23 protein-coding genes and 1 pseudogene are annotated in these 20,644 nt (G+C 64.1%); 11 read left to right on the top strand and 13 right to left on the bottom strand.

Annotated features, from left to right (window positions below; genetic code table 11):
* Nucleotides 1-144: 144 nt before the first annotated feature.
* Nucleotides 145-1,023 (bottom strand): annotated as a pseudogene (locus tag GGI48_RS31435) (methyl-accepting chemotaxis protein); the annotation flags it as partial.
* A gap of 494 nt (nt 1,024-1,517) precedes the next feature.
* Here GGI48_RS31435 and GGI48_RS11015 point away from each other — a divergent pair.
* Nucleotides 1,518-2,195 (top strand): histidine phosphatase family protein, encoded by a 678-nt coding sequence (locus tag GGI48_RS11015; protein WP_179598283.1) that lies wholly within the window; start codon nt 1,518-1,520, stop codon nt 2,193-2,195.
* Nucleotides 2,196-2,241: 46 nt separating this feature from the next.
* Here the strand turns inward: GGI48_RS11015 and GGI48_RS11010 are convergent, their stop codons facing one another.
* The 3 genes from GGI48_RS11010 to GGI48_RS11000 form a co-directional block, all read right to left on the bottom strand.
* On the bottom strand, nt 2,242-2,820 hold the full coding sequence (locus tag GGI48_RS11010; protein ID WP_179598281.1) for a DUF2589 domain-containing protein: 579 nt from the start codon (nt 2,818-2,820) through the stop codon (nt 2,242-2,244).
* Nucleotides 2,821-2,900: 80 nt separating this feature from the next.
* Nucleotides 2,901-3,560, bottom strand: coding sequence for a DUF2589 domain-containing protein (locus GGI48_RS11005; protein ID WP_016965009.1), 660 nt, complete (start codon nt 3,558-3,560; stop codon nt 2,901-2,903).
* An 82-nt stretch (nt 3,561-3,642) separates the two neighbouring features.
* Nucleotides 3,643-4,026: a hypothetical protein gene (locus tag GGI48_RS11000; protein ID WP_016965010.1), complete on the bottom strand. Its 384-nt coding sequence runs from the start codon at nt 4,024-4,026 to the stop codon at nt 3,643-3,645.
* A gap of 168 nt (nt 4,027-4,194) precedes the next feature.
* Here GGI48_RS11000 and GGI48_RS10995 point away from each other — a divergent pair, with 168 nt between their 5' ends.
* Complete coding sequence (locus GGI48_RS10995) at nt 4,195-4,752, top strand: pesticin C-terminus-like muramidase (protein WP_179598279.1); 558 nt, start codon at nt 4,195-4,197, stop codon at nt 4,750-4,752.
* Between the two features lie 42 nt (nt 4,753-4,794).
* Here GGI48_RS10995 and GGI48_RS10990 read toward each other — a convergent pair whose 3' ends face one another.
* Both GGI48_RS10990 and GGI48_RS31155 read right to left on the bottom strand, forming a co-directional pair.
* Entirely contained in the window at nt 4,795-5,253 is a 459-nt protein-coding gene (locus GGI48_RS10990) for a hypothetical protein (RefSeq protein WP_179598278.1), read from the bottom strand.
* Between the two features lie 87 nt (nt 5,254-5,340).
* Nucleotides 5,341-5,889, bottom strand: coding sequence for a hypothetical protein (locus GGI48_RS31155; RefSeq protein ID WP_016965013.1), 549 nt, complete (start codon nt 5,887-5,889; stop codon nt 5,341-5,343).
* A gap of 183 nt (nt 5,890-6,072) precedes the next feature.
* Here GGI48_RS31155 and GGI48_RS10980 point away from each other — a divergent pair, with 183 nt between their 5' ends.
* Entirely contained in the window at nt 6,073-6,408 is a 336-nt protein-coding gene (locus GGI48_RS10980; protein WP_179598276.1) for a hypothetical protein, read from the top strand.
* 55 nt (nt 6,409-6,463) lie between these two features.
* On the opposite strand, the gene GGI48_RS10975 is transcribed toward GGI48_RS10980, so the two are convergent.
* On the bottom strand, nt 6,464-7,930 hold the full coding sequence (locus GGI48_RS10975) for an ArnT family glycosyltransferase (RefSeq protein ID WP_179598274.1): 1,467 nt from the start codon (nt 7,928-7,930) through the stop codon (nt 6,464-6,466).
* Between the two features lie 156 nt (nt 7,931-8,086).
* Between GGI48_RS10975 and GGI48_RS10970 the strand changes: the two genes are divergently transcribed.
* On the top strand, nt 8,087-9,118 hold the full coding sequence (locus GGI48_RS10970) for a metallophosphoesterase (protein ID WP_260620649.1): 1,032 nt from the start codon (nt 8,087-8,089) through the stop codon (nt 9,116-9,118).
* 118 nt (nt 9,119-9,236) lie between these two features.
* Here the strand turns inward: GGI48_RS10970 and GGI48_RS10965 are convergent, their stop codons facing one another.
* Nucleotides 9,237-9,617 (bottom strand): winged helix-turn-helix transcriptional regulator, encoded by a 381-nt coding sequence (locus GGI48_RS10965; protein ID WP_016965017.1) that lies wholly within the window; start codon nt 9,615-9,617, stop codon nt 9,237-9,239.
* Nucleotides 9,618-9,723: 106 nt separating this feature from the next.
* Here GGI48_RS10965 and GGI48_RS10960 point away from each other — a divergent pair, with 106 nt between their 5' ends.
* Complete coding sequence (locus tag GGI48_RS10960) at nt 9,724-10,758, top strand: zinc-binding alcohol dehydrogenase family protein (RefSeq protein WP_179598272.1); 1,035 nt, start codon at nt 9,724-9,726, stop codon at nt 10,756-10,758.
* Between the two features lie 132 nt (nt 10,759-10,890).
* Here GGI48_RS10960 and GGI48_RS10955 read toward each other — a convergent pair whose 3' ends face one another.
* Nucleotides 10,891-11,379 carry a hypothetical protein gene (locus GGI48_RS10955; protein ID WP_179598270.1) on the bottom strand — a complete coding sequence of 163 codons (489 nt, stop codon included), beginning with the start codon at nt 11,377-11,379 and terminating at the stop codon, nt 10,891-10,893.
* Nucleotides 11,380-11,467: 88 nt separating this feature from the next.
* Nucleotides 11,468-11,938, bottom strand: a complete 471-nt coding sequence (locus tag GGI48_RS10950; protein ID WP_181956961.1) for a hypothetical protein — start codon at nt 11,936-11,938, stop codon at nt 11,468-11,470.
* Between the two features lie 199 nt (nt 11,939-12,137).
* Here GGI48_RS10950 and GGI48_RS10945 point away from each other — a divergent pair, with 199 nt between their 5' ends.
* Nucleotides 12,138-12,299, top strand: coding sequence for a hypothetical protein (locus tag GGI48_RS10945; RefSeq protein ID WP_179598268.1), 162 nt, complete (start codon nt 12,138-12,140; stop codon nt 12,297-12,299).
* A 5-nt stretch (nt 12,300-12,304) separates the two neighbouring features.
* Complete coding sequence (locus GGI48_RS10940) at nt 12,305-12,622, top strand: hypothetical protein (RefSeq protein ID WP_016965022.1); 318 nt, start codon at nt 12,305-12,307, stop codon at nt 12,620-12,622.
* A gap of 26 nt (nt 12,623-12,648) precedes the next feature.
* Here GGI48_RS10940 and GGI48_RS10935 read toward each other — a convergent pair whose 3' ends face one another.
* The gene (locus tag GGI48_RS10935; protein ID WP_179598266.1) at nt 12,649-13,431 is read right to left on the bottom strand and encodes a helix-turn-helix domain-containing protein; all 783 of its coding nucleotides are present in this window, start codon (nt 13,429-13,431) and stop codon (nt 12,649-12,651) included.
* 115 nt (nt 13,432-13,546) lie between these two features.
* Between GGI48_RS10935 and GGI48_RS10930 the strand changes: the two genes are divergently transcribed.
* The 3 genes from GGI48_RS10930 (at nt 13,547) to GGI48_RS10920 (ending at nt 16,718) form a co-directional block, all read left to right on the top strand.
* On the top strand, nt 13,547-14,431 hold the full coding sequence (locus tag GGI48_RS10930) for an EamA family transporter (RefSeq protein ID WP_179598264.1): 885 nt from the start codon (nt 13,547-13,549) through the stop codon (nt 14,429-14,431).
* Between the two features lie 114 nt (nt 14,432-14,545).
* A complete protein-coding gene (locus tag GGI48_RS10925) occupies nt 14,546-16,186 on the top strand; it encodes a glycosyltransferase family 39 protein (RefSeq protein ID WP_179598262.1) in 1,641 nt (546 codons plus the stop codon).
* A 70-nt stretch (nt 16,187-16,256) separates the two neighbouring features.
* Entirely contained in the window at nt 16,257-16,718 is a 462-nt protein-coding gene (locus GGI48_RS10920; protein ID WP_179598260.1) for a GNAT family N-acetyltransferase, read from the top strand.
* A gap of 216 nt (nt 16,719-16,934) precedes the next feature.
* Here GGI48_RS10920 and GGI48_RS10915 read toward each other — a convergent pair whose 3' ends face one another.
* On the bottom strand, nt 16,935-18,920 hold the full coding sequence (locus GGI48_RS10915; protein ID WP_179598258.1) for a sensor histidine kinase: 1,986 nt from the start codon (nt 18,918-18,920) through the stop codon (nt 16,935-16,937).
* Nucleotides 18,921-19,112: 192 nt separating this feature from the next.
* Between GGI48_RS10915 and GGI48_RS10910 the strand changes: the two genes are divergently transcribed.
* A complete protein-coding gene (locus GGI48_RS10910; protein ID WP_179598256.1) occupies nt 19,113-19,787 on the top strand; it encodes a response regulator transcription factor in 675 nt (224 codons plus the stop codon).
* A 6-nt stretch (nt 19,788-19,793) separates the two neighbouring features.
* Here the strand turns inward: GGI48_RS10910 and GGI48_RS10905 are convergent, their stop codons facing one another.
* Nucleotides 19,794-20,477 carry a response regulator transcription factor gene (locus tag GGI48_RS10905; RefSeq protein WP_047301645.1) on the bottom strand — a complete coding sequence of 228 codons (684 nt, stop codon included), beginning with the start codon at nt 20,475-20,477 and terminating at the stop codon, nt 19,794-19,796.
* Between the last annotated feature and the right edge of the window lie 167 nt (nt 20,478-20,644).

The raw sequence follows: 20,644 nt of genomic DNA, 5'->3' as shown, positions 1-20,644 counted from the left end.
GCTGGTTTCTTCGGTCACGGCGGACAGCTCTTCCGCAGCGCTGGCGATCTGGGTCACGCCGTCGCGGATGCCGCCGATCAGCTCGCGCAGGGTCACGCCCATGCGCGCGATGCCCTGTTGCAGCACGCCCAGTTCATCGCGACGGGTGACCCGCAGGTTTTCGGTGAGGTCACCGGAAGCGATGCGCTCGACCACGGCCAGGGTTTCCTGCAGCGGGCGGGTGATCTGCCGGGTGATGATCACGGCGGCCAGCACACCCACCAGCAGCGCCAGCAGGGTGCTGATCAATTGCAGGCTGCGGGCCTGGGCGCTTTCGATGTCGCGGCGGTCCAGCTGGATCTGGTACAGGGCGTCGCTGCGGCTGACGATGTCGGCGCCCTGGTCGGTCATTTCCTTGCGCGCCTGCACGGCGTCGGTGAAGGCGACCTTGAAGGCCTGCAGCGAACTGCGGTAGCCGCTCAGGGCGCTTTCCAGCTGTTGCAGGGCCTCGCGCTGGGTGCTGCCGAAGTGCGCATTGAGCTGGTCCAGCTCGGCAATCGCCGCATTGAGCTGGGTCACGGCTTTCTGTTCGGTGTCCGGGTTGCTGGTGTTGGTGTAGCCGCGCACTTCGTAGCGCGCCAGCTGGAAGGCTTCCTTGGCCTGGGTGATGGCCTGGAATTGGGTAAAGCGCTCGTCGCTCAGGGGCATCTGCTTGACCCGGGCGTTGATGGCGTTGATCAGGTCGTTGGCGCGTTCGGCGTTCTGGTTCATGGCCTGGCGCGCGGCGTCGCCGGTGCGGTAGGCGTTGCGCATCTTGTTCAGCGAATCCTGGTAGGCGCTGATGGTCGCGCCCAGGCCCTGCAGGAGCTTGATGTTGTCCGGGCTCTGGAACGAGGCCAGGAGCTTTTTCTGCTGCGCGCTGAAATCGTCGAGGGTGTTCTGTACGCCCTGGGCCGCGGTTTCGTCGCCGTTGGCCAGCATGTACTGCAGGCGGGTGACCCGCAGTTTGGTCAGGCCGCTGTTGAGCTGGGTGATGTCGCTCATCCAGTTGCTGCGGTCGATCAGGCTGCCCAGGCTGGTCCAGCCGGTCAGGGCCAGGACGGTGGTGAGGGCCAGGACCAGGCCGAAACCCAGGCCCAGCTTAAGGTTGACGCTGATGTTGGCAAACCAACTACTCATTGAATTCCTCCAGGAACGTAGCTCTTCTTGATCTTGAGTTGGCTGGAAGATTGTTGTTGTTGGTGACCAGCAAGGTGTTTTGTAGGGGGTGTATCGGCGGGACGGCCCATAGCTGAAACGATTTCGTTGGTATTGTCCCAGGACAATGTTTGAGGCGATGGACGGTTATTTTGCGGGATCACCGTCGGTCCGTTGAGCTTTTTTTCACATTCATTTCACCCGCGCCCCACGCTTGCCGCCCTAGAGTCCGACGAGTCGATGCCACAGGCATTGGCCGGCACTCGATTGTCATCAGCAGGCGCTAGCCTGATGGCGAGTTGCTCAACACATCGGATCATTCTCAGAGGGGCGGTTGCTCAGTGGCCACAAGACTTGCTTTGCCGCCGGTCAAACGCTCATTGGCGATGAGCGGCCTGACGCGTTACAAGAACCGCCTGGCCTTGCTGCTGGCGGTTCTGTCGCTGCTTGCGTTGTGCCTGTTTTGCTGGCGTCCGGCGGCGGTGCCCGATCTGGCTCATGGCAACGTGGCCGGGATCAAGGCCCTGACCAGCAGCTGGGCCAAGGGCGACACGATTGTCCTGGTGCGGCATGTCGAGCGCTGCGACCGTTCCAGCGCCCCCTGCCTGGGGCCCGCCGATGGCATTACCGATCGTGCGCGGGAAGTGGCGGTGGCCATCGGCGCGCGATTCGAGCAGTTGGGCCTTGCACGCACCGAGATCTACAACAGCCCCATGACCCGCACCGCGCAGACCGCCGGCTACATGTTCAGCAAGGTCAGCAGTGGCGATGGCTGGCTGTATAACTGCAAGGGCAGCATGCTGCGCGACGCCCTGGCGCATAAGGTCGCCGGGCGCAACCTGGTGCTGGTGACCCACAGCGAATGCATGGATGAACTGGAGCAGGAGCTGAAGCTGGCGACCCCGACCCTGGGCTACGGCGCCTCGCTGTTCATCACCACCGATACCCTCAACGGCGCGCCGAAGATGCTTGGGCTGATCGAGGCCAGCGACTGGCGTTCGGTGAACCTCAAGCCTTGAGGCGCCTTGGGGCTGACCGCTGCGGTCAGCCGGGCGGGCCCGGGGCTCAGGGGACCAGCAAGTCCGGGTCGGCAGGCGCAGCGCCAGCCGCTGCGGCCGGGGCCGGGCCTTCATTGATGCGTTGCGGGCTGATCAGGTTGGTGAACTCTTCGATCAGGCGCTGGATCGCTTCCGGCGGTTGGCAGTCGCGAAACTCCATACTGATCTGAACTTCGTCCGGGTCGCGTTCCTGGCCATCACGCTTGCCGCTGCCGAAGGTGACGAAAAACTTCTCGCTTTGCAGCTCGCCATTCTCCAGGTCGTGGCTGGCCTTCTGCAGCTCGGTGGCCTGCATGCGCACCGACAGGTCCACGGTCATCTTGTGCAGGGCCAGGCCCTTGGGCGAAACCAGGGCAATCAGCGGCACGTTGATGATGTGGTCATCGTTGAGCGCCACCTCGACCATCTTGGCCTTCATCGGCGTGCCCAGGTCGTTGACGTTGTAATCGAAGAACTGGTCGAACAACTTGATGTACTGCTGGGCGATCAGGTTGTGAGTGGCGGCGGCGGCCTGGTGCATGCCTCGGGTGATGTGGCTCAGGTCGCTGGCCGACATGGGCTCCTTGCTGCGGGAAAAAAACGCCATGGATCACGCTCCTTGTTCGGTGGCTGAGGTGCCCCGCCGTGAAGGCGGGGCGGGTTGCTGGGGCGACGGTGCCGCGTGGATCAACCGCCGGTGCCGGTTTTCTTCTCGGCCGGGGCGTCCGGCATTGCCAGCGTATTAGCGGTTGGCAGCTTGTCCGGGTCGGTCGGTTGCGTGCTCGGCAGCCGCACCGGTTTGGTGGCCGCGTCGGTGAGGAAGTCGATGACGCGCATCAGGGCTTCCGGTGGGTCCTGGCGGACGATCTTGGTGCTGATGGCGTAGCGCGCGCGGGTGTCGGTCTTGCGGGTCTGAGTGGATTTGTGGCTCGCCGCGCCCTTGACCGACACACTGAACGGGCCCCAGCCCAGCTTCGCCTCGAAGCTGCCGGAGGCTTCGGTGGAGCTGGTGTCCTCGGCCATCTGGCTGATGGTCAGCTCGAACTCGATGGAGCCTTCCTCGATGGTGATGTTGGGGTGACTGATGGCCGCCAGCAGCGGAATGCGCATCGACTTCTTCACCGTGCCCTTGTAGACGCCCTGTTCATCCACCAGGGTTTCGTCGTAGTCGAACTGCACCGATACCGCCTGGCCGTCCTTGATGCACACGCCCATGAGGAAGTCCGCATAGGCTTTGCTCGCGGCGACCTGCGCCTGAATCATCGCCATCAGCGGACCGGTGATCATCTTGTCCAGGGGCAGCGCGGCAATCACGCCGCCGATCAAGCCCTTATCAATATCTGCCATGGTCTAGCTCCTTGTTCTTCGTTGCGCGAAATGCGCCCCTGCACCTTAAGAAAGCCGCGGCGGCCGATTCAGCGGGAATCGATTACCGGTGAGTGTTGGCCTCCAGGCGACGGATATTGCCGATCTGCCGCAGGCTCAGGCCGTACTTGTCCGCCAGCACGCTGCGGGAGATGCCGCCGAGACTTTCCAGTTGGATGTGCTGGTTGCGGATCTGCCGGCAGAAGTGGTCGGCCTTGGGGATTTCCAGGGCCAGGCCGGCGAAGCGTTCGATCAGCGCGTTGAGGGCGTCGGGGGGCAGGATCAGGGCCAGTGAGGTGCGTTCGGCGTGCTTGGGAATGTACTTGGGGCGGCCGCCGTACTCTCGGGTCAGGCGGTAGGCGTTCTCCAGGCCGATGCAGTCGATGAGGGCCTGGAGCGAGTGAGGGAGTTGACGAACATCGATGAGACTGAGGTCTTTCACGTCCATTTGGTACCTCCTTGGAATTATGGATAACGCTGGTTCGATCCTAAGGAGGTGCCTCGTCCGTTGTTCAGTGGGAAATTTCCCCCTTATTAAGGGGAACTATTACATCCTGATGCTGTATCGGTCGCCGGTGGTGCACTGGATTTTCTTCAACTGTTGGAGGAAATATCCATGTCACGTTATGCGATTGATTTCAGCTTTATCGCCGCCCTCGAAGGCGGTGCCATGACTCGCGGTTATGTGCCCGATGCGGCCAATAGCAAGAGCGGGGTCACGGTGGGCACCGGGTTCGATCTGGGGCAGCGCGGGGTCCAGGATCTGCAGGCGCTGAACCTGCCGGCGGATCTGGTGCGGCGGCTGACGCCCTACCTGGGGCTGACGGGGCTCAAGGCCAAGCAGTTTCTCGATGGCCAACCCCTGAGCATCAGCAGCGCCGAGGCCGAGCTGATCGATGAGGCGTACAAGGCGCCCTTCGTCGATCGACTGGCAGCGGCCTACACCCGGGCCAGCGGGGTGGATTTTGCCCAGCTGCCGGCGCCGATGCAGACCGTGATCGCCTCGGTGGCCTTTCAGTACGGCAACCTGGCCACTCGCACGCCGAACTTCTGGGCCCAGGTGGTGGCCCGCGACTGGAAGAGTGCCCTGGCCAACCTGCGCAATTTTGGCGACAGCTACGGCACTCGTCGGCGCAAGGAGGCCGATCTGCTGGGCTCGCAGCTAACCTCGTAAGTGCTCGCCGCCCAGGCTCAAGGCCTGGGCGGCTTGCCGCTGTCAGAGGCAGGGGTAGGTTTGCAGCAGGCTGGCGTTGCCCATGTGGCTGGTGTCGTCCGGTGGCGTGCCGCTGGGCAGCGAGCGCCAGTCCACCAACAGGCACATGGCCTTGAGGGCAATGCCCTTGGCCTGGCCAATCGGGTTGGCAAACTCGTAGCGGTACAGCGCCTGGGTGGTGTTTTGCGCGGACACGCTGCTGGCATTGAGCAAGGTGGTGCGGACCATGTCCGGCAGTTTGTCCTGGCTGACGGTAAAGCGCGGTTGCTCGCCCTGGTGGGTGAACGCGCCCTGGTCCCGAGAGCGTTTCCACAGTTGCTGCCACTGGCTGTTGCCGGCGACGCTGTTCAGGGTGGCGGCGTAGGCCTTGAGGGTGGCGGGTGGCAGGTGGGTGGTTTCCAGGGCGTGGGCAGCGCCGGCCAGCAGGGTCAGGCCGAGGATCAGTGAACGCAGAATCAACATGGGAATATCTCCTTTTCCAGGCCGCAACGGCCCGGCACGAACAGCGGGAAGTCCCCCGGCGACAGGGTGCCGCCGGGGAAGCAGGGCTTAGCGAGCGTCAAGGTAATCCCAGCGCAGGCCTTCCTTGTTGTTCTTGGCGGTCAGCTCCTTGGCCACGGTGTTTTCGATGGCGTTGACGTTGATGTTTTCCACTTCGAGGATGTTCCTGTTCGCCAGTTGCTTGCGGAACTCGGCCTTGTTGGTGAGGAACTGGCAGGCGTGCCCCAGCTCATGCATCAGCACCAGGGCCGGGGACAGCCGCTCGACCCGGTCGCTGCTGAACAGCGCGAGGAATTTCTGGAAGTTGCTCAGGTCCGGCTGTTTGTATTTTTTCTCGATGGCGTACACCTGGGACTTGAGGTTCCACACCACGCGTCCGGCGGACGTGGTGGAGTTGGCGGCCGGAGGAATCCAGCGGTCGGTCTTGTCCGGGGCCGAGGAGTTGGTGACTTCCACGATCAGCTCTTCCTTGACCGCGATCAGTTCGTCGAGCAGGAAATTGGCCAGATCGGATTGGCGCAGGTAGCGGCAGGCATCGTCGAAACGCTTCTGGGCGACGGCCTGGTCCAGGGTCGTGGTGGTAACAGTGATGGTCATGACTGACTCCTTTGAGGAAATGCCCGTCAATGGGCAGGAGTCATGGTTTCAAGGGCGGTGAGCGGGTATCAGCGGGAAAGGGTTCAAGGGGAAGCGATTTCGGGATGGGCATTTTTACCCCTCGCGAGTAAAGTGCCGCGCCCGGGAAATGAATCCCGGATGTTTTTTTCATGGAGTTAAGCCTTGAAACACATCAGCAAAGTCGTTGCCTCTGCCTGTCTCGGTCTGGTTCTTGCGGGCTGCACCGGCACCCCGATGAAAACCCAGCAGTTGGACAGCAGCCAGTACACCGTCATCGGTCACAGTGAAGCGACCGCCACCGGCATCATGTTGTTCGGAGTGATCCCGATCCAGCAGAACAGCCGTTTCGTCCGCGCGCAGACCGCGGCGATCAAGGCCAAGGGCGGCGATGCGCTGATCAATACCCAAATCCAGGAAAACTGGTTCTGGGCCTGGGTCCTGAGCGGCTACATCACCAAGGTCTCCGGCGATGTGGTCAAGCTGAAGAACCCTCAGTAAGCCTCGCCCGGATAGACAAACGGCACCTGATTCAGGTGCCGTTTTCATTGGTGGGTCACTGGCCCGGCGCCAGGTTGACGAAGTGGTAGGCCTGGCGGCTGACCATGATGGTCTTGAGGATCTGCAACGGCGGCTTGGGCGTCTGGTCGCCGCCGATAAGGGCCACATGCTGCGGCGACTCGGCGAGAAAGGCCTGCAACTGCGCTTCGGTCTGCAGGTCCTTGAGCAGGCTTTGGGTGTAGAACACGCTGGCCCCGGCGATGCGCTCGTTGGCCTGATACAGCGCCAGCTGATGCCCGCTGGCCTGCAGCGCGATGATCTGGTCGGTCACCGGGACGAAGGACAGTTCACGGTCGGCCCGGGGCGCTGCCCATTGGGCGTTCGCCAGGTAGGCGCAGACCATCAGGCTCATGATGGCGATGGTCAGGGCCCGACGCCGGCGCCCCACCACACTCCATAACCCCGCTCCCTGGGCCCGCTGCGCGAGGCGCTGGTACAGCACCGCGCCGTACTCGGCCGCCAGCACCGCCGCCGCCGGGGTCAGGGACATCAGGTACACCGTGCGCTTGCTGGAGGCCAGGCACAGCAGGGTGAACTGCGCCAGCAACCAGAGGCTGAAGAACAGCAGGTAGCGGTTCTGCACCAGGGTCTTGCGAAAGTGCCACAGGCCCAGGTAGACCAGGATGTTCCACGGCAGGAAGGCCTGGGGCAGCTTGGCCAGGTAGTAATAGAAGGGCTCGTAGTGCCCGGCCTCGACAAAGGAGCCGTCGAAGCGCCCGACGCTGTTGGTCCACAGCACTTCGCCCAGGGCTTGCAGGCCGCCGCGCTGATAGAGCATGTACAGCCAGATCATCAGCGGCACCAGGCCCAGCAGGGTCAGCAATCCGGGGCGTAGCCACTGGCTGAAGCTGAAGCGTTTTTCGATCAGGCTGTCGGCCAGCAGGTAGGCGAAGATCACCACCCCCGGCATGGCCAGGCCCAGCACCCCCTTGCTCAGGGTGGCGATGGCGATGCCGACGGCGAAGGCCAGCCAGGCCAGCCGCGCCGGTTGCTGTTCGGCCTGACGGCGCTGGGCCTGAAAGAACGCCAGCAGGGCCAGGGTCACTCCAAGGCTGAGCAGGGCATCCTCACCCACGCCGCGCACGTTGCTCCAGTAACTGGCCATGGTCGCCAGCATCAAGCCGGCGACTGCCGCCAGGGTGGCCGGCCGGCCAAAACGGCGCAGCATGGCGTACAGCAGCATCACGCTGAACAGCCCGGCAAAGGCCGAGGCCAGGCGCACTGCCAGGGGCGTGCCGCCGAAGGCGCGGATGGCACTGGCGTCGAGCCACAGGCTCAGGGGCGGTTTTTCCAGGAACGGCGTGCCGAACAGGCGCGGCGTGACCCAGTCGTCATCCAGGTGCATTTCCATGGCGATCCCGGCCACCCGGGCCTCGGTGGAGCCTTGCAACTGGTGATTGCCCAGGGCGAAGAAGAACAGCAGGCAGGCCAGCAGGAACAACAGCGGAGCAGGTCGTGACATGAGTTTTTGGCTACCAGGTCGAGGGGCGCAGGCAACGGGCTGCGGGCAAGCGCGAAAGTATACGGCGAGGACTCTTAACAAATTGTGAACAAGAGCTATGGTCTAGTGCGCGTCCACCCGTGCTTCTTCCTTTTGCCCCCCCGGAGTTGAGCCTCCTTGAAAGCACCCTATGAGAAAGAGTCCGCGGTTGAATCGACACGCCGGCGCCCCTGGCTGTGGGTTGCGCTGTGTCTGCTGGCAGGACTCGGCCTGGCCCTGGGGTACTGGCTGATCGCGCCGCCCCAGGCCTTCGTGCCTGTTGTCGCGGCGCCCCCGGAACAGATCGCGTTGATTGCCCTGGGCGACCAGGGCAGCGGAGCCTTGCAGCAATGGCGGGTGGCTCGGGCCATGGAGCGGGTGGCGGCCCGCGACCGGCGCCTGGATCTGGTGGTTCTGTTGGGGGACAACTTCTACGGGCCGCCCCTGAGCGGCACCGGCGACATGAGCTGGCAGCTCAAGTTCGAGCGCGTCTATTGGGGGCGCTGGCTCAATCACGTGCCGTTCTACGCGGTGCTGGGCAACCACGATTACCCGGAATCGCAGCAGGTCGAGCTCGACTACAGCCAGGAGCACAAGGGTTCGGGGCGCTGGCAGATGCCGGCGCGCTATTACCAGAAGGATTTCGGCCAGGTGCAGGGGCGTCCCTTGCTGCGGGTGGTGTTCCTCGACACCGCGGCCCCGCGGGAAACCCTGGCGCAGCAGGTGGCCTTTCTCCAGCAGGCGTTTGCCCAGCCCGGCCCGCGGCCGGTCTGGCGAATGGTGGCGGCTCACCATCCACTGCGCAGCGCCGGTCGCCACGGCAATGATGAGCAATTGCTGCAGGATCTGTTGCCGGCCTTGCAGCGCAGTCAGGTCGATCTCTATCTGGCCGGGCATGAGCACAATCAGCAGTTGCTGCTGGAGCCCGGAGAGCCCGCCTGGGTGATCTCCGGAGCCGGTGGGCAGAAGCTCTACGAGATGCCCGACGTGATCAACGACCGCCAGTTCAGTTCGGCACGGGCCGGTTTCGCCAAGCTGGATTTCAGTGCCGAGCAACTGCAATTGGTGTTCTACGACGAGCGCGGCACCCCCGAGCAGCGCTATCGCTGGCAGCGCCAGTGCCGGTGGCTGGCCAAGGGTTGCCTGTTGCCCCAGGCCGAAGTCAGGTAGGGGCGCAGGCGCTCATCCTCGGGTGTAGATCCGGCAAGCGCCGCGGGGGGCCACGGCCTGGTTGCACACCCGGAACCCCGGGCGCGAGCCGCGGCTGGAAGGCTCGAGGGCGGCGAACTCACAGCACCGGGGCCGTCGCTTGCGATGGCTCGACAGTGCCTGGCCGCTGTTGGCGGCTGATCCGCCCGTGGCCCCAGGCGGACAGTGCCTCGATCACCGGTTGCAGCGATTGGCCTTCGGCGCTCAGGCGGTATTCCACGCGCGGCGGCACCTCGGCGTACACCGTGCGCAAGACCAGCCCGGCGCCTTCCAGGTCACGCAACTGCTTGGTCAACAGGCGCTGGGAAATGCCCGGCAGGCGGCGTTGCAGCTCGTTGAAACGCAGGAAGTCATTGGCCAGCAATTGATGCAGGATCACGCCTTTCCAGCGGCCGTCGATCAGGTCCAGGGTGACCTCCACCGGGCAGCCGGGAATGTCCTGGTAGTGTTTGTTTTTCATCGCCTGACGGTCCTTTTGCGTAGCAGGTACGCAAAAGTACCGTACTTGTGCGCGCCGGGCATGAAGGATTTAAGTGGGCGCTTTCAATCCCTCAGGAAGCGCTGCAATGAAGGCCATCGCCTATCTCAAAGGCTCGTCACTGTCCGATCCCCAAGCCCTGTATGAGGTGGATCGGGCCGAGCCGCCACTGCAACCCCACGACCTGCTGGTGGCGGTCGAGGCGGTGTCGGTCAACCCTCTGGACACCAAGGTCCGCGACGGCCGGGTGGCGGTGCCGGACGTTGTGCACACCCTGGGCTGGGACGCTGCCGGGGTGGTCCGCGCGGTAGGCAGCGCGGTGACGTTGTTCGCCCCCGGGGATGCAGTGTTCTATGCCGGCACCTTCACCCGCGATGGCGCCAATGCCGAGCTGCACCGGGTGGACGAGCGCCTGGTGGGGCACAAGCCCAAAAGCCTGTCCTTTGCCCAGGCGGCTGCCATGCCGTTGACCGCGCTGACCGCCTGGCAATTGCTCTTCGAACGCCTGGGCCGGGTGCCCGGTGACCTGTCACGGCAGGGCACGCTGCTGATTATCGGCGGCGCCGGCGGGGTGGGCTCGGTGCTGATCCAACTGGCCCGTCAGCTGACCGGGATGACCGTGATCGCCACCGCTTCGCGCCCTGACAGCCGCCAGTGGTGCCTGGACCTGGGGGCGCATCAGGTGCTGGATCATTCCCGCTCGCTGGTCGAGCAATGTGCCGACCTGGGGCTGCCGGTGGTGACCCACATCGCCGCGCTGACCCACACCGAACGGCACTTTGCCGAGCTGGCCCAGATCATTGCGCCCCATGGACACATCGCCCTGATTGACGACCACGACTTTCTCGATGCGGTGCCGCTCAAGAGCAAGAGCGTGTCCCTGCATTGGGAAATGGTCTTCACCCGGGCGTTGTTCCAGACCCCGGACATGATCGAGCAGCACCACATCCTCAACCGACTGGCGCAGCTGCTGGACCAGGGCGTGATTCGCAGCACCCTGAATGAAGTCATCAGCCCCTTCAACGCCGTCAGCCTGCGCCGGGCCCATGCCCGCGTCGAGCAAGGTGGCGTGCTGGGCAAGGTGGTGGTGGCTCGCGACGCCGAGCCCAGCGCCTCCTTGTAGGCGCTGGCTGGGTGGCTGCTGGCTTGCCAACGAGGGCCTCGTCACGTCTGGCGCAGGAGCGGAGGGACCCTTCGCCGGCGAGCCGGCGCCTACCGCAGGGCGTGGTATCGGCGTGGGCGGTTGCCTTGAGGATCAGCGCAGGTGACGGCCGCTGCGCCACCAGAAAACCAGCCCCAGAAAAGCCCCCGAGCAGCCGAACAATGGCGCCAGCGGCAGGTAGCGCGGCAAACCCTCAGGTGGCGGTTGATCCTCGTCGCGGTCGGTATAGAAGCTGGAGGGCGCCAGGCTCGCCACCACCGGGATGGTCGGCATCGCGGCCACGGCGCCACTGAACAGGTAGATCAGCACGTTGCGCCAGGCAAAGCGCTGGGCCAGCCAGAAGAACAGCGCGCAAGGCAGGGCCGCGAGAATGCCGGTCAGCACGCCACTGACCACCAGGGTCAGCAGGCCGACGAACAGCGTCTGGAGAATGATGTCTGCGTTCAACGAGCCGGCGCTGGCCAACATCGCCAGCATCAGCAGCAAGGCCAGGACCGTGGCCAGGGCCGTGACGCCGATGAAGTAAGCGGCGAACCAGTCTTCCGGCTGCACGCTGCGTTGGGTTGGAGTTGTTACGGACATGGAAAAGATCGCTCTAGGGGTGGCTGCTTTGGCCCTGCTCAAGGGGCGGGTTGCTGGGCGTCGGGCCGGTGCTGAGTAAAGGTTCGGTTCAGCGCAAGTGACGCCCGCTGCGCCACCAGAACAGCCCCCCCATGAATACTCCACAGCCGCCGAACATCGATGCCAGCTGTAAATAGTGCAGCGCAGCGCTGACGCCGTGCGGGAGGTTGAAGAGTTCGGGGAGTAGCTGGGTCATCACGGGAATGGCGAACTGCGCCGCCAGGGCTCCGCTCACCAGGTAGATCCACAACTGGCGCCAGGCAAAGCGCTGGGCCAGCCAGAAGAACAGGATGCACGGCAAGGCGGCGATCAGGGTAATCAGCACCAGGCTCACCATCAGCACCGCCACGCTGAACGACAGGGAGTCGAGCAGCGCTTGCCACGGGTTCTGGCTGCTGGTCAGCAACACCAGATTGACCACCAGCATCAGGGCCAGGGCCAGCCCCGCGACGCCGAAGAAGTAGGTGGCGATCCAGTGACCGCGGTTCAGGGGGCGAATGGATTGGGGCGCTTGGGACATGGTGGGCACGGGCTTCAGGCTGAGGATGACCGGACCCAGGCTATCGGCAGGCAGGCCTGTTGACTGTGGAGTTTGCGTGGTTTTTTCGCGGTGAATGCGCGTGGCGGATGACGCCGGGGGCGCCAATCCCTTATACAGGCAGCGGCCCGTCGACAGTTCACGGGCCTGGTTTGCATCCCCCACCCAGAAGGAGATGGACATGTTCAAGTTCCTGACTATGACCGAGTTGTCCCGTACCCCTGCGCATCGTGATTCCGGCTCCGTCAGCGGAGCGATCAATGCCTGGGAGCTGAAAAATCGGGCTCTCAATACCAAGGGGTTTGTCACATGTCCAAAGAATTACTCGGAGTTTCTGCTGTAGGGCTGATGGTGCTGGGCGAGTTCTGCGCCATCTACAGTGAAGTGGTGGTGGCGCGGCTGGCCCATTCCGGCAACACCTCCGGTGCCGAACTGGCGTTGCCGGTGCTGATCATGTGCCTGGGCGGTATCTGCCTGCTGGCGGCCTACTGGCTGGGTTACGTGGCGGTGGGCGACATCTGGATCATCACCGTGGTCTCGGTGACGTCGCTGCTGCTTCTGGAGCCGCTGGTGATCTGGGCGCTGTTCCAGCAGGCGCCCGGACGCGGTGCCTTGATCGGCTGCTGCCTGGGGGCGCTGGGGATGTTGTCTGCCGTGTTCCTCTAGCACGGCCTCGCTCAGGCTCGGGTCCTTCAGGCCCGGGCCCGGGCAAAGTAACGACTGGGCGCCTCGCCCAGGACCTTGCGAAACACACTGCTGAACGCACTCGGGCTGCTATAGCCCAGGTCGCTGGCGACCCGGGTCACGGCCTCGCCCTGGCCCAGGCGCACCACGGCCGCCAACAGGCAGGCCTGCTGGCGCCATTCGACGAAACTGATGCCGGTGTGCTGGCGAAACAGCCGGGTGAAGGTGCGACGGCTCATGCCGGCGCGCTTGGCTATGGCATCGATCCCCAACTCCAGCGATGGCTGCTCCAGCAGCTCGCGACAGACCCTGGCCAGCCGTGGCTCGTCCGGCAGCGGGGCGTTGAGGGTCAGGGCCGGCATGCTGGCGATTTCATGCAGCAGCAGGTTCATCAACTGCCCCGGCACGCCGTCCCTGGCGTAGAGCGCGGGGAGGTGCATGGCCCGCAGCAGCAGTTGGCGCAGCAACTCGGACACTTCCCGCACCTCGCATTGCTCCGGCAAGCCCAGGCGCTTTGCCGCCCGGGGACGCACATAGGTGTTGAGCAGGGTCACCGGCCCGCGCATGTGCATGGCGTGGGTCACCCCGGCCGGCACCCAGATTGCCCGCTGTGGCGGCACCACCCAGTTGCCCTGCTCGGTAAAGACGCTGATCACTCCGGTGGCGGCGTAGGCGAACTGCCCGCGTCGATGCTGGTGTTCGGCGAAGTGCTGGCCGTCCGCATAGTCGATGGCCGTGACCAGCGCGTCTCGGGGGATGTTTTCGTAGGGATCGATAGCGATAGGGTGCATGGCCCGAATCTACTGATAGTTGACCTGATACTGCAAGCGGGCCATGGCGTACTGCGGCGATAGTTCGGCCCCGGCCGGGGATTTGCTCGCGGCCGCCTTTCCTGGACCGCGCGACATGCAGAAAAAACACCTGTTCCTGGCCCTGCTGGTGACCGCCTTGTGGGGCCTGAACTTCCCCATCACCAAGCTTGGGCTGGCGAGTCTCGATCCATTGCTGCTCACCGCCTTGCGCTTCACCCTGGCGGCGTTGCCCTGGGTATTGCTGATACCTCGCCCGCCGGTGGCATTCGCCTGGTTGGCGGCCTACGGGCTGATTTTCGGCGTGGCCATGTGGGCGCTGATCAACCTCGGGATCGAACAGGGCGTGGCGCCGGGTACGGCTGCGCTGTTGATCCAGTTCAGCGCCTTTTTCTCCCTGGGCTGGGGCGTGTTGCTGTTCGGCGAGCGCCTGCGCTGGCAGCAGGTTCTGGCCACGGCCATTGCTTTGTGGGGGCTGCTGCGGATCATCGGCGACAGCCCTGGGCACGCCACCAGCCTGGGTTACGCCTTGCTGTTGGTGAGTGCGTTCAGCTGGAGTGTGGGCAACGTCATCATCAAGCGCTGCGGGGTTCGCGAGGTGTTCGCCTTCGTGGTCTGGGCCAGCCTGTTTGCGCCGTTGCCGCTGCTGGCACTGACCTGGATAAGCCATGGGAGTGCGCCGTTTCGGCAACTGGCCGGGCAAGTGTCCATCAGCACGCTGCTGTCGTTGATGTTCCAGGTCTATGCGGCCACGCACTTCTGTTACTGGGGCTGGAACCTGTTGCTGCGGGAGTATCCGGTCTCTCGGGTGGCGCCCTTGTCGTTGCTGATCCCGGTGTTCGGCATGGCCGGATCGGTGTTGATCCTGGGGCAGCGGTTCGAGGTCGATGAGGCTGTATCCATGGGCCTGATCCTGCTGGCGCTGGCAGTGGGGCAGTTCGACTGGCGCCGCTTTTCGGCCCTGCGCCGCCGGTCCCTGTAGCCGCTGCCGCAGGCGGGTTTCTTATCCTCGTTCAGTCACCGTTCAGGGGTATCGCGCGCACCATGTCCAGCCTTACGCCGAGCTCATGGCACGGCACTTTCTGACGGGGCGAAGATGGTTCGAGAAACGCGTATCGGGATGGAGTCCTGGGGTATCTACCTGGTGGCCCTGCTGCTGTTTACCTTTGGCATCTGGGACCAGCAGCCCCAGGGTTTCGACGGCCGCTGGGCGCTGTTTCTGCAGGAGATGTTCCGTCACGGGCCGAGCCTGTTCCCCACCACTTACGGCCAGCCGTATCCGGATTACCCGGGCACGGCGACCTATCTCAGCTATCTGTGCGCCCAGCTGTTCGGCGCGCCCAATCACCTGGCCAATGTCCTGCCAACGGCCCTGGCTTCGGCGGGGGTACTGGCGCTGCTGTACCGCTTGCTGGCGCCCATGGGCCGCACCTGGGCGCTGCTCGCGGTGCTGCTGACGGCGCTGACCAGCCAGCTGTTGGACAAGTCCCGTTCGGTGTGCCTGGACCAGATGATCTCGCTGCTGTGCCTGGGGGCCTTCTACCTGCTGCACAGTGGCGAACAGCGTGGCTCGCGGCTGCGGCCATGGCTGGTGCTACCGCTGTTCGTCCTGGCCTTCGCCATTCGCGGGCCCCTGGGGCTGGTGGAGGTCTGCGGCGTGGTCTGCACCTACTGGCTGCTGGGCGACAGCCGCACCCAGGAGGCGCGCCGGATCTTGTTCAAGCGTGTGCTTGGCTACGGCTTCGGTGGCCTGCTGGTGCTGGCCGGCTGTTGGTGGCTGCTGATGAAGCTGGCCTATGTCAGCGGCGGCGAGGCCTTTGTGCAGCAGGTCTACAACATGCAGGTCAGCGGGCGCCTGGATGAAAGCGGCGAGCCGTTCTACTTCTACTTCCAGCTGGCGCTGTACCGCTATTTCCCGGTGGTGCCCCTGGCCCTGGTGACCCTGTGGATGTTGCGTGGCCAAGTGTTCCGGCGCCATGCCGACCCGCAACTGCGCCTGGTGCTGCGCCTTGGCGCCTGCGGCCTGATGATCCTGCTGGGGCTGTCGGTGCCGCACTTCAAGCGCGCCTACTACATCCTGCCCATGGTGCCGATGTTCGCCGCGGTGGCGGCCTACGGCCTGCTCATGGCCCGGGGCAGAATGAGCAAGGTGCGCAGCGCCTACCTGTGGCTGGTGGGCGTGCTGCCGGGGCTGTGCATCCTGGTGCTGTTCGTCCTTAAACACAGCTGGCACAAGCACGGCTACTGGCCGCCGGTATCCATGCCGCTGCTGATCGCGATCTTTGCCCTGCTGCAACTGCTGGCGCTGTACTGCTGGCGCCGCACCCGAGGCAGCTTCGGGCGGCGCCTGGTGCTGCTCAGCGCCCTGGCCCTGGCGGCGCAATGGACGCTACTGGTAGCGGTGGTGGACCCGGCCAAGGACCGGCAATTCGACACCCAGGGTTTTGTCCGCGATGTGGAGCAACTGCGCGCGGCCGAACACGGACCCCTGGTGTTCTTCAACCTGGGCCAGGACACCTGGGCCGTGCGCTACATGATGAACCTGGACCACGACGAGCAGCCGCTGTTCGTTCGCGGCGACACCCCCGGAGAGCTGGACGCACTGCCCCACGGTTCCTGGGTGATCGTGGCGCGCAAGGATCGAGAGAAGCTCCAGGGCACCTCGCTGGAAAACCAGCAGCCGGTGTATGAAGGGCGCTTGAATGACAATCCCTGTTTGGTGTTTCAGTTGCAGTAAGTCCTTGGCAGCAAGTGGTGCGGGTCGTATTTTTGGCCACTGCGATCCGCGTTGAAACCAGGGAGTGGTCATGAAATGCCAAGTTCGTCCGGCCCTGGAGGCCGATGCCGCGCGGGTCAGCCAAGTGATCCTGGCGGCCCTGCTCACCAGCAATGCCCAGGACTATCCCGCCAGTGTGATCGAGCGGGTCCAGGCCAGCTTCACCACCGATTCTGTGCGCCAACTGATGCAGCGCCGGCAAATGTTCGTCGCCCTGGTGGACGGGAAACTGCTGGGCACCGCCAGCCTCGACGGGCGCGCGGTGCGTTCGGTGTTTGTCGATCCGGCGTACCACGGCCATGGCCTGGGGCGGCAACTGATGGCCGCGGTCGAGCAGGCGGCGTTGCAGGCGGGGCTGGCCTCGCTGGTGGTGCCCTCGTCGGTCACTGCCGAAGGCTTTTATGCACGCCTGGGGTTTGTCCGGGTGCGAGAGCATTACGAGGGCGAGGAGTTGACGTTGATCATGGAGCGGGCGCTGTCCGGGCCGACTTGACCTTTCCCGCCATGAGCCTTGTGGGAGTGAGCTTGCTCGCGATGGACGTCAAGGATAACGCGCGTCGCTGGGGGAATGCGGCGCTCTTGGGAGCTTCGCGAGCAAGCTCGCTCCTACAGGGCTGGGTTGAGTTCAAGGCACCTGGATACTTCCGGGTGCCAGAGCCGTCGAGTGCTTATGGCCGAGCCATCTCTACCTAGTGCATCAGGATCCTGATCAGGCCGGTTCCGGCAGGTGTAGATGGAAACAGATAGGGCTTTCGTGCCCACGGCTTTCCAGTACCAGGGTGCCGCCGTGCAATTCGCTGATGCGCTTGACCAGATAGAGGCCGAGCCCGGCGCCCGGCGAGTGCTGGGACTGGGTGCCACGGAAGTATTTCTGGAACAGCAGCGGTGCCTGGTCGGCGGGAATCTCGGCCCCGGCGTTGAGTACTCGAAGCTGAATGCCCCGGGGGCCGTCGTCGACTTCTACCTGCACCGCGGTGTCGGCGGGGGCATGGCGGTCGGCGTTGGCCAGCAGGTTGCGCAAGGCCACGCGCAGCAAGCCAAAGTCGCAACTGATGTGGCTTCGCCCTGCCCGGTAGTGGAGTTGGATACGCTCGGGCGGGAACTCGCCCATGCAGCCCTGGAGCAATGCCATCAGGTCATGTTCAGTGCGCCGCAGCTCAATGGCGCCGTCCGTCATGCGGTCATGGTTGAGGTAGTCGTCTACCAGTGTCATCAGGCGCTTGGAAGCCTCGTGGATGTTCTGGCAGCGTCGTTCATTGCGTTCCCGCGGTCCCGCCAGGTTGCGCATCATCTGTTGCGCCGAGGTGCCGATGATCGCCAGTGGCGTGCGGAATTCATGGGAGACCATGGCCACGAAGTCGCGTTGTTCCTCGCGGATCTGTTTTTCCTGGCGCAGCGACTCGCGCAGCTCCTGCTCCAGTAGCGCGCGTTGCTGGATCTCGTTGCGCAGTTCGTGGGTGCGCAGGGTGATGCGCGATTCCAGTTCGGCATTCTGGTTCTGGATCAGTTGGGTGAAGGCATCTTCAGCGTGGCGGGTCTTTTCCTTGAGCCATCGGTAATGAAGGATGATGCGCATGCTCATCAGGAGCATGTGCATCAGTGCGCCGATGGCCACGGCGTTGTCGGTGAAGAAGGTCGTAGGTACGTAGCCCAGGTTGCGCAGGAAGCTGATGCCGATTCCCGCGTAATAGATGCCGAACAGCAACAGGAAATAGCGCGCGGGCCGGTGGCCGGTGAGCGTCAGCCACAGGGCCAGGCCGATGAAGAACGGGATGCTCAGCAACACGGTGATCTGGTGCAGGGGCGCTCCGATCTGATAGTGCCCGGTCAGCACCGCCAGGGCCGAGATCAAGCCAATCACCAGGCTCCCCACGGTCAGTACCCGCTGCAGGCGCCGGTAACCTTCAAGCCGCAGTTGGCGCATCGCGAAGATCACGCCCACCGGCAGGCTCAGGCCCAGCGCGCAACCCAGCAGCGTGTCGCTCAGTTCCATGGGCAGGTTCAGCACCTGTTGCGGCAAGCCCAGGGTCAGGCTTTCGATCCCGATGCAGAAGCTCACGTACGCCAGGTACCAGCCACTTTCCGGTGCCTGGGTCATGCGCCAGAAAAAGCCGTGGAACAGGATCAGCACCAGATAGATGCCGAAGTACAGGCCGTAGCCCAGGTACTCCATGGAGGTGGTTTCGGCGAACCGGTCCTGGGGCATGAGCCGGACGCTCACCGACATGGCGTTCTTGCTCTTTAGCCGCAGCAACAGCACGTGCGGCTGCTGGTCGGTCAGGGTCAGCGCGAACACCGGCGAGCGATAGTTGATCGGCCAGTGATCTCGGCCTATGGCTTCGCCACTGCGTATTTCCCGAGGCGTGCCGGTCATGTCATAGAGGGTCGCCTCGTCCAGCAGAGAGTTGCTGAGCATCAGCATCCAATGCACCGGCGAACTGGCGCTGGCCTGCACCTGCATGCGCACCCAGATCACGCCAGGGACGAAGCCCGCACTGAGTGAGCTGGGCAGCGTTTTCCAGTCGCTCGACGCCAGGGCCGCTGCGGCATCCAGCTGTCCTTGCGGATCGTCCAGGCGCTCAAGGAATCCGCGCGCGCTCAGGCTGCTGCTTTCCAGCATCAGAGGGGCGGCAGGGGCAGGAGTAGGAAATGCCGTCAGCAACAGGCACAGCAGCAACAGGAGCGAGTAAGGCATCAGTAGGGGTCATGAGCAATGAAAGGGGAGTGGTTGTTCTGGCAGCCGAACTCCTTGCTCAGATTTGCTCAGTTCCGTTCTGGGCTATTTGCGTAGCATCGTGCTCATTGGTCTGACCTTGACGACTGCGCCAGCATGATAATCCCTAATGCATTCCCTTTCCCTCCTCTTGTTTGCGCCATGCGCTTGATGGTGATTGAAGCGCTGCCCGCAAGCCTCGGGAGCGCCCACTCGGACGGCTACTCGATGGCTCACTGTCTGTGCATGATCGAGCGGTCGCGCCTGCAGGATGTCGACATCGCGCTGTTCGCGCCGCATATCATCCTTCTGCAAGTGCTCCCCGAAGATGGCCTGGAGTTGGCCCTGATCAAGCGTATCCGCCGGCTGTGGCCGGATATCGGGTTGATCCTGGTCACCGAGCGCGGCGCTCTCAAGCAGCACCTGCAGGGGTATGCGCTGGGCGCCGACTATTGTCTGGCCAGCCCGATCGTGGATGCCGAGCTGAAGGCTGTCAGCGGCGCCTTGATGCGGCGCATTTCCATGCACATTGGGCCTGACAGCGACTGCTGGGTCCTCGATCTGCCACACCGGCGACTGATTGCGCCTGACGGCAAGCAACTGGAGCTCAGCCGCACTGAATGCCTGGTGTTGCGATGCATGCAGCAGGCGCCGAAGTGCACCGTCAGTCGGCGTCAATTGGTGGAAGTCCTCGGCGAGGATTACCTGAGCTACGACGAGCGCCGGCTGGAAGCCATCTTCAGTCGGCTGCGGCGCAAGATGACCGCCTCAACCGGGCTGCAGGCTCCGATCCTGTCGCTGCGCAATCAGGGCTACGCCTTTACCGCCTCGCTGCTGCAGCACCGTTGAGCGCTCTCAGTCGATGATCGTCACGCGCTCGTAGAAGCAGTAGCCATTGTTGCGCAGGGTCTTGAGTGGCAGTTCCAGGCCTGTGGCCTGTTCGACCTTGCGCCGCAGCCGGCGCATCTGGGTATCCAGGCGGCGCTGGTCGTAGCTGAGCCAGTCCTCGCCCAGCGCCTCGACGATCTGGCGTCGGCTCACATTGCTGCCGGCGTTGCTCATCAACGGTTGCAAGACCAGGGTGTCCTGGTTGGACAGGCGCAACACCCGCTGATTGGGTGCCCACAGTTCACGGGGCCCGGTCGCCAGGCGCCAGGGTTGCGTCTCGCCTTGCAGGCCCAGGCGTCGCACCAGGGCGCTGAGCACCGCCGCCAGTTCCTCCAGGTCGCAGCCCTTGGTCAGGTAATGATCGGCGCCGATACGCAACCCCAGCACTTTTTGCTCAATCGCGGCGCGCGCGGTGAAGGCGACAATCCCCAGGGTGCCGCCCTGTTGTCGCAAGCCGTGGATCAGTTCCAGGCCGTCGCCGTCGGGGAGTCCCAGGTCGATCACGGCCAGGCTATGGCGCTGTGCATCGAAGGATTGGGTGAACGCGGCGATGTGGCGGACCAGGGTCACCCGATAGCCGCAATCGCCGAGGAACTCGGCCAGCTCCTCGGCAATCATGGGTTCGTCTTCGAGTAGGATCAGTTCGAGCATCGATTGGGCGCTGTGGTGGTGGAGACGGCAGGACGCTAAACACCACTCGAACCGCAAGAGAAAGGCCAGGAGAGTAGGGCGTTAAACGGCGGCCATTGTACTGAAAAGGCCATGCCGTTAGCACGACCGCCCTCCGGAGAGGGCAATCGAACAGGCGTTGCCTTCTG

Source organism: Pseudomonas protegens (assembly GCF_013407925.2).
Lineage (GTDB): Bacteria > Pseudomonadota > Gammaproteobacteria > Pseudomonadales > Pseudomonadaceae > Aquipseudomonas > Aquipseudomonas fluorescens_AP.
The sequence above is the reverse complement of the archived record's forward strand: the minus strand, read 5'-3'. Positions and strand labels throughout refer to the sequence as shown.

What these genes read in the sequence shown, in the direction of transcription:
- GGI48_RS11010 (WP_179598281.1), bottom strand. Translation starts at nt 2,820, where the DNA reads ATGGCGTTTTTTTCCCGCAGCAAGGAGCCCATGTCGGCCAGCGACCTG.
- GGI48_RS11005 (WP_016965009.1), bottom strand. Translation starts at nt 3,560, where the DNA reads ATGGCAGATATTGATAAGGGCTTGATCGGCGGCGTGATTGCCGCGCTG.
- GGI48_RS11000 (WP_016965010.1), bottom strand. Translation starts at nt 4,026, where the DNA reads ATGGACGTGAAAGACCTCAGTCTCATCGATGTTCGTCAACTCCCTCAC.
- GGI48_RS10995 (WP_179598279.1), top strand. Translation starts at nt 4,195, where the DNA reads ATGTCACGTTATGCGATTGATTTCAGCTTTATCGCCGCCCTCGAAGGC.
- GGI48_RS10990 (WP_179598278.1), bottom strand. Translation starts at nt 5,253, where the DNA reads ATGTTGATTCTGCGTTCACTGATCCTCGGCCTGACCCTGCTGGCCGGC.
- GGI48_RS31155 (WP_016965013.1), bottom strand. Translation starts at nt 5,889, where the DNA reads ATGACCATCACTGTTACCACCACGACCCTGGACCAGGCCGTCGCCCAG.
- GGI48_RS10975 (WP_179598274.1), bottom strand. Translation starts at nt 7,930, where the DNA reads ATGTCACGACCTGCTCCGCTGTTGTTCCTGCTGGCCTGCCTGCTGTTC.
- GGI48_RS10965 (WP_016965017.1), bottom strand. Translation starts at nt 9,617, where the DNA reads ATGAAAAACAAACACTACCAGGACATTCCCGGCTGCCCGGTGGAGGTC.
- GGI48_RS10960 (WP_179598272.1), top strand. Translation starts at nt 9,724, where the DNA reads ATGAAGGCCATCGCCTATCTCAAAGGCTCGTCACTGTCCGATCCCCAA.
- GGI48_RS10955 (WP_179598270.1), bottom strand. Translation starts at nt 11,379, where the DNA reads ATGTCCGTAACAACTCCAACCCAACGCAGCGTGCAGCCGGAAGACTGG.
- GGI48_RS10950 (WP_181956961.1), bottom strand. Translation starts at nt 11,938, where the DNA reads ATGTCCCAAGCGCCCCAATCCATTCGCCCCCTGAACCGCGGTCACTGG.
- GGI48_RS10945 (WP_179598268.1), top strand. Translation starts at nt 12,138, where the DNA reads ATGTTCAAGTTCCTGACTATGACCGAGTTGTCCCGTACCCCTGCGCAT.
- GGI48_RS10940 (WP_016965022.1), top strand. Translation starts at nt 12,305, where the DNA reads ATGGTGCTGGGCGAGTTCTGCGCCATCTACAGTGAAGTGGTGGTGGCG.
- GGI48_RS10935 (WP_179598266.1), bottom strand. Translation starts at nt 13,431, where the DNA reads ATGCACCCTATCGCTATCGATCCCTACGAAAACATCCCCCGAGACGCG.
- GGI48_RS10930 (WP_179598264.1), top strand. Translation starts at nt 13,547, where the DNA reads ATGCAGAAAAAACACCTGTTCCTGGCCCTGCTGGTGACCGCCTTGTGG.
- GGI48_RS10925 (WP_179598262.1), top strand. Translation starts at nt 14,546, where the DNA reads ATGGTTCGAGAAACGCGTATCGGGATGGAGTCCTGGGGTATCTACCTG.
- GGI48_RS10920 (WP_179598260.1), top strand. Translation starts at nt 16,257, where the DNA reads ATGAAATGCCAAGTTCGTCCGGCCCTGGAGGCCGATGCCGCGCGGGTC.
- GGI48_RS10915 (WP_179598258.1), bottom strand. Translation starts at nt 18,920, where the DNA reads ATGCCTTACTCGCTCCTGTTGCTGCTGTGCCTGTTGCTGACGGCATTT.
- GGI48_RS10905 (WP_047301645.1), bottom strand. Translation starts at nt 20,477, where the DNA reads ATGCTCGAACTGATCCTACTCGAAGACGAACCCATGATTGCCGAGGAG.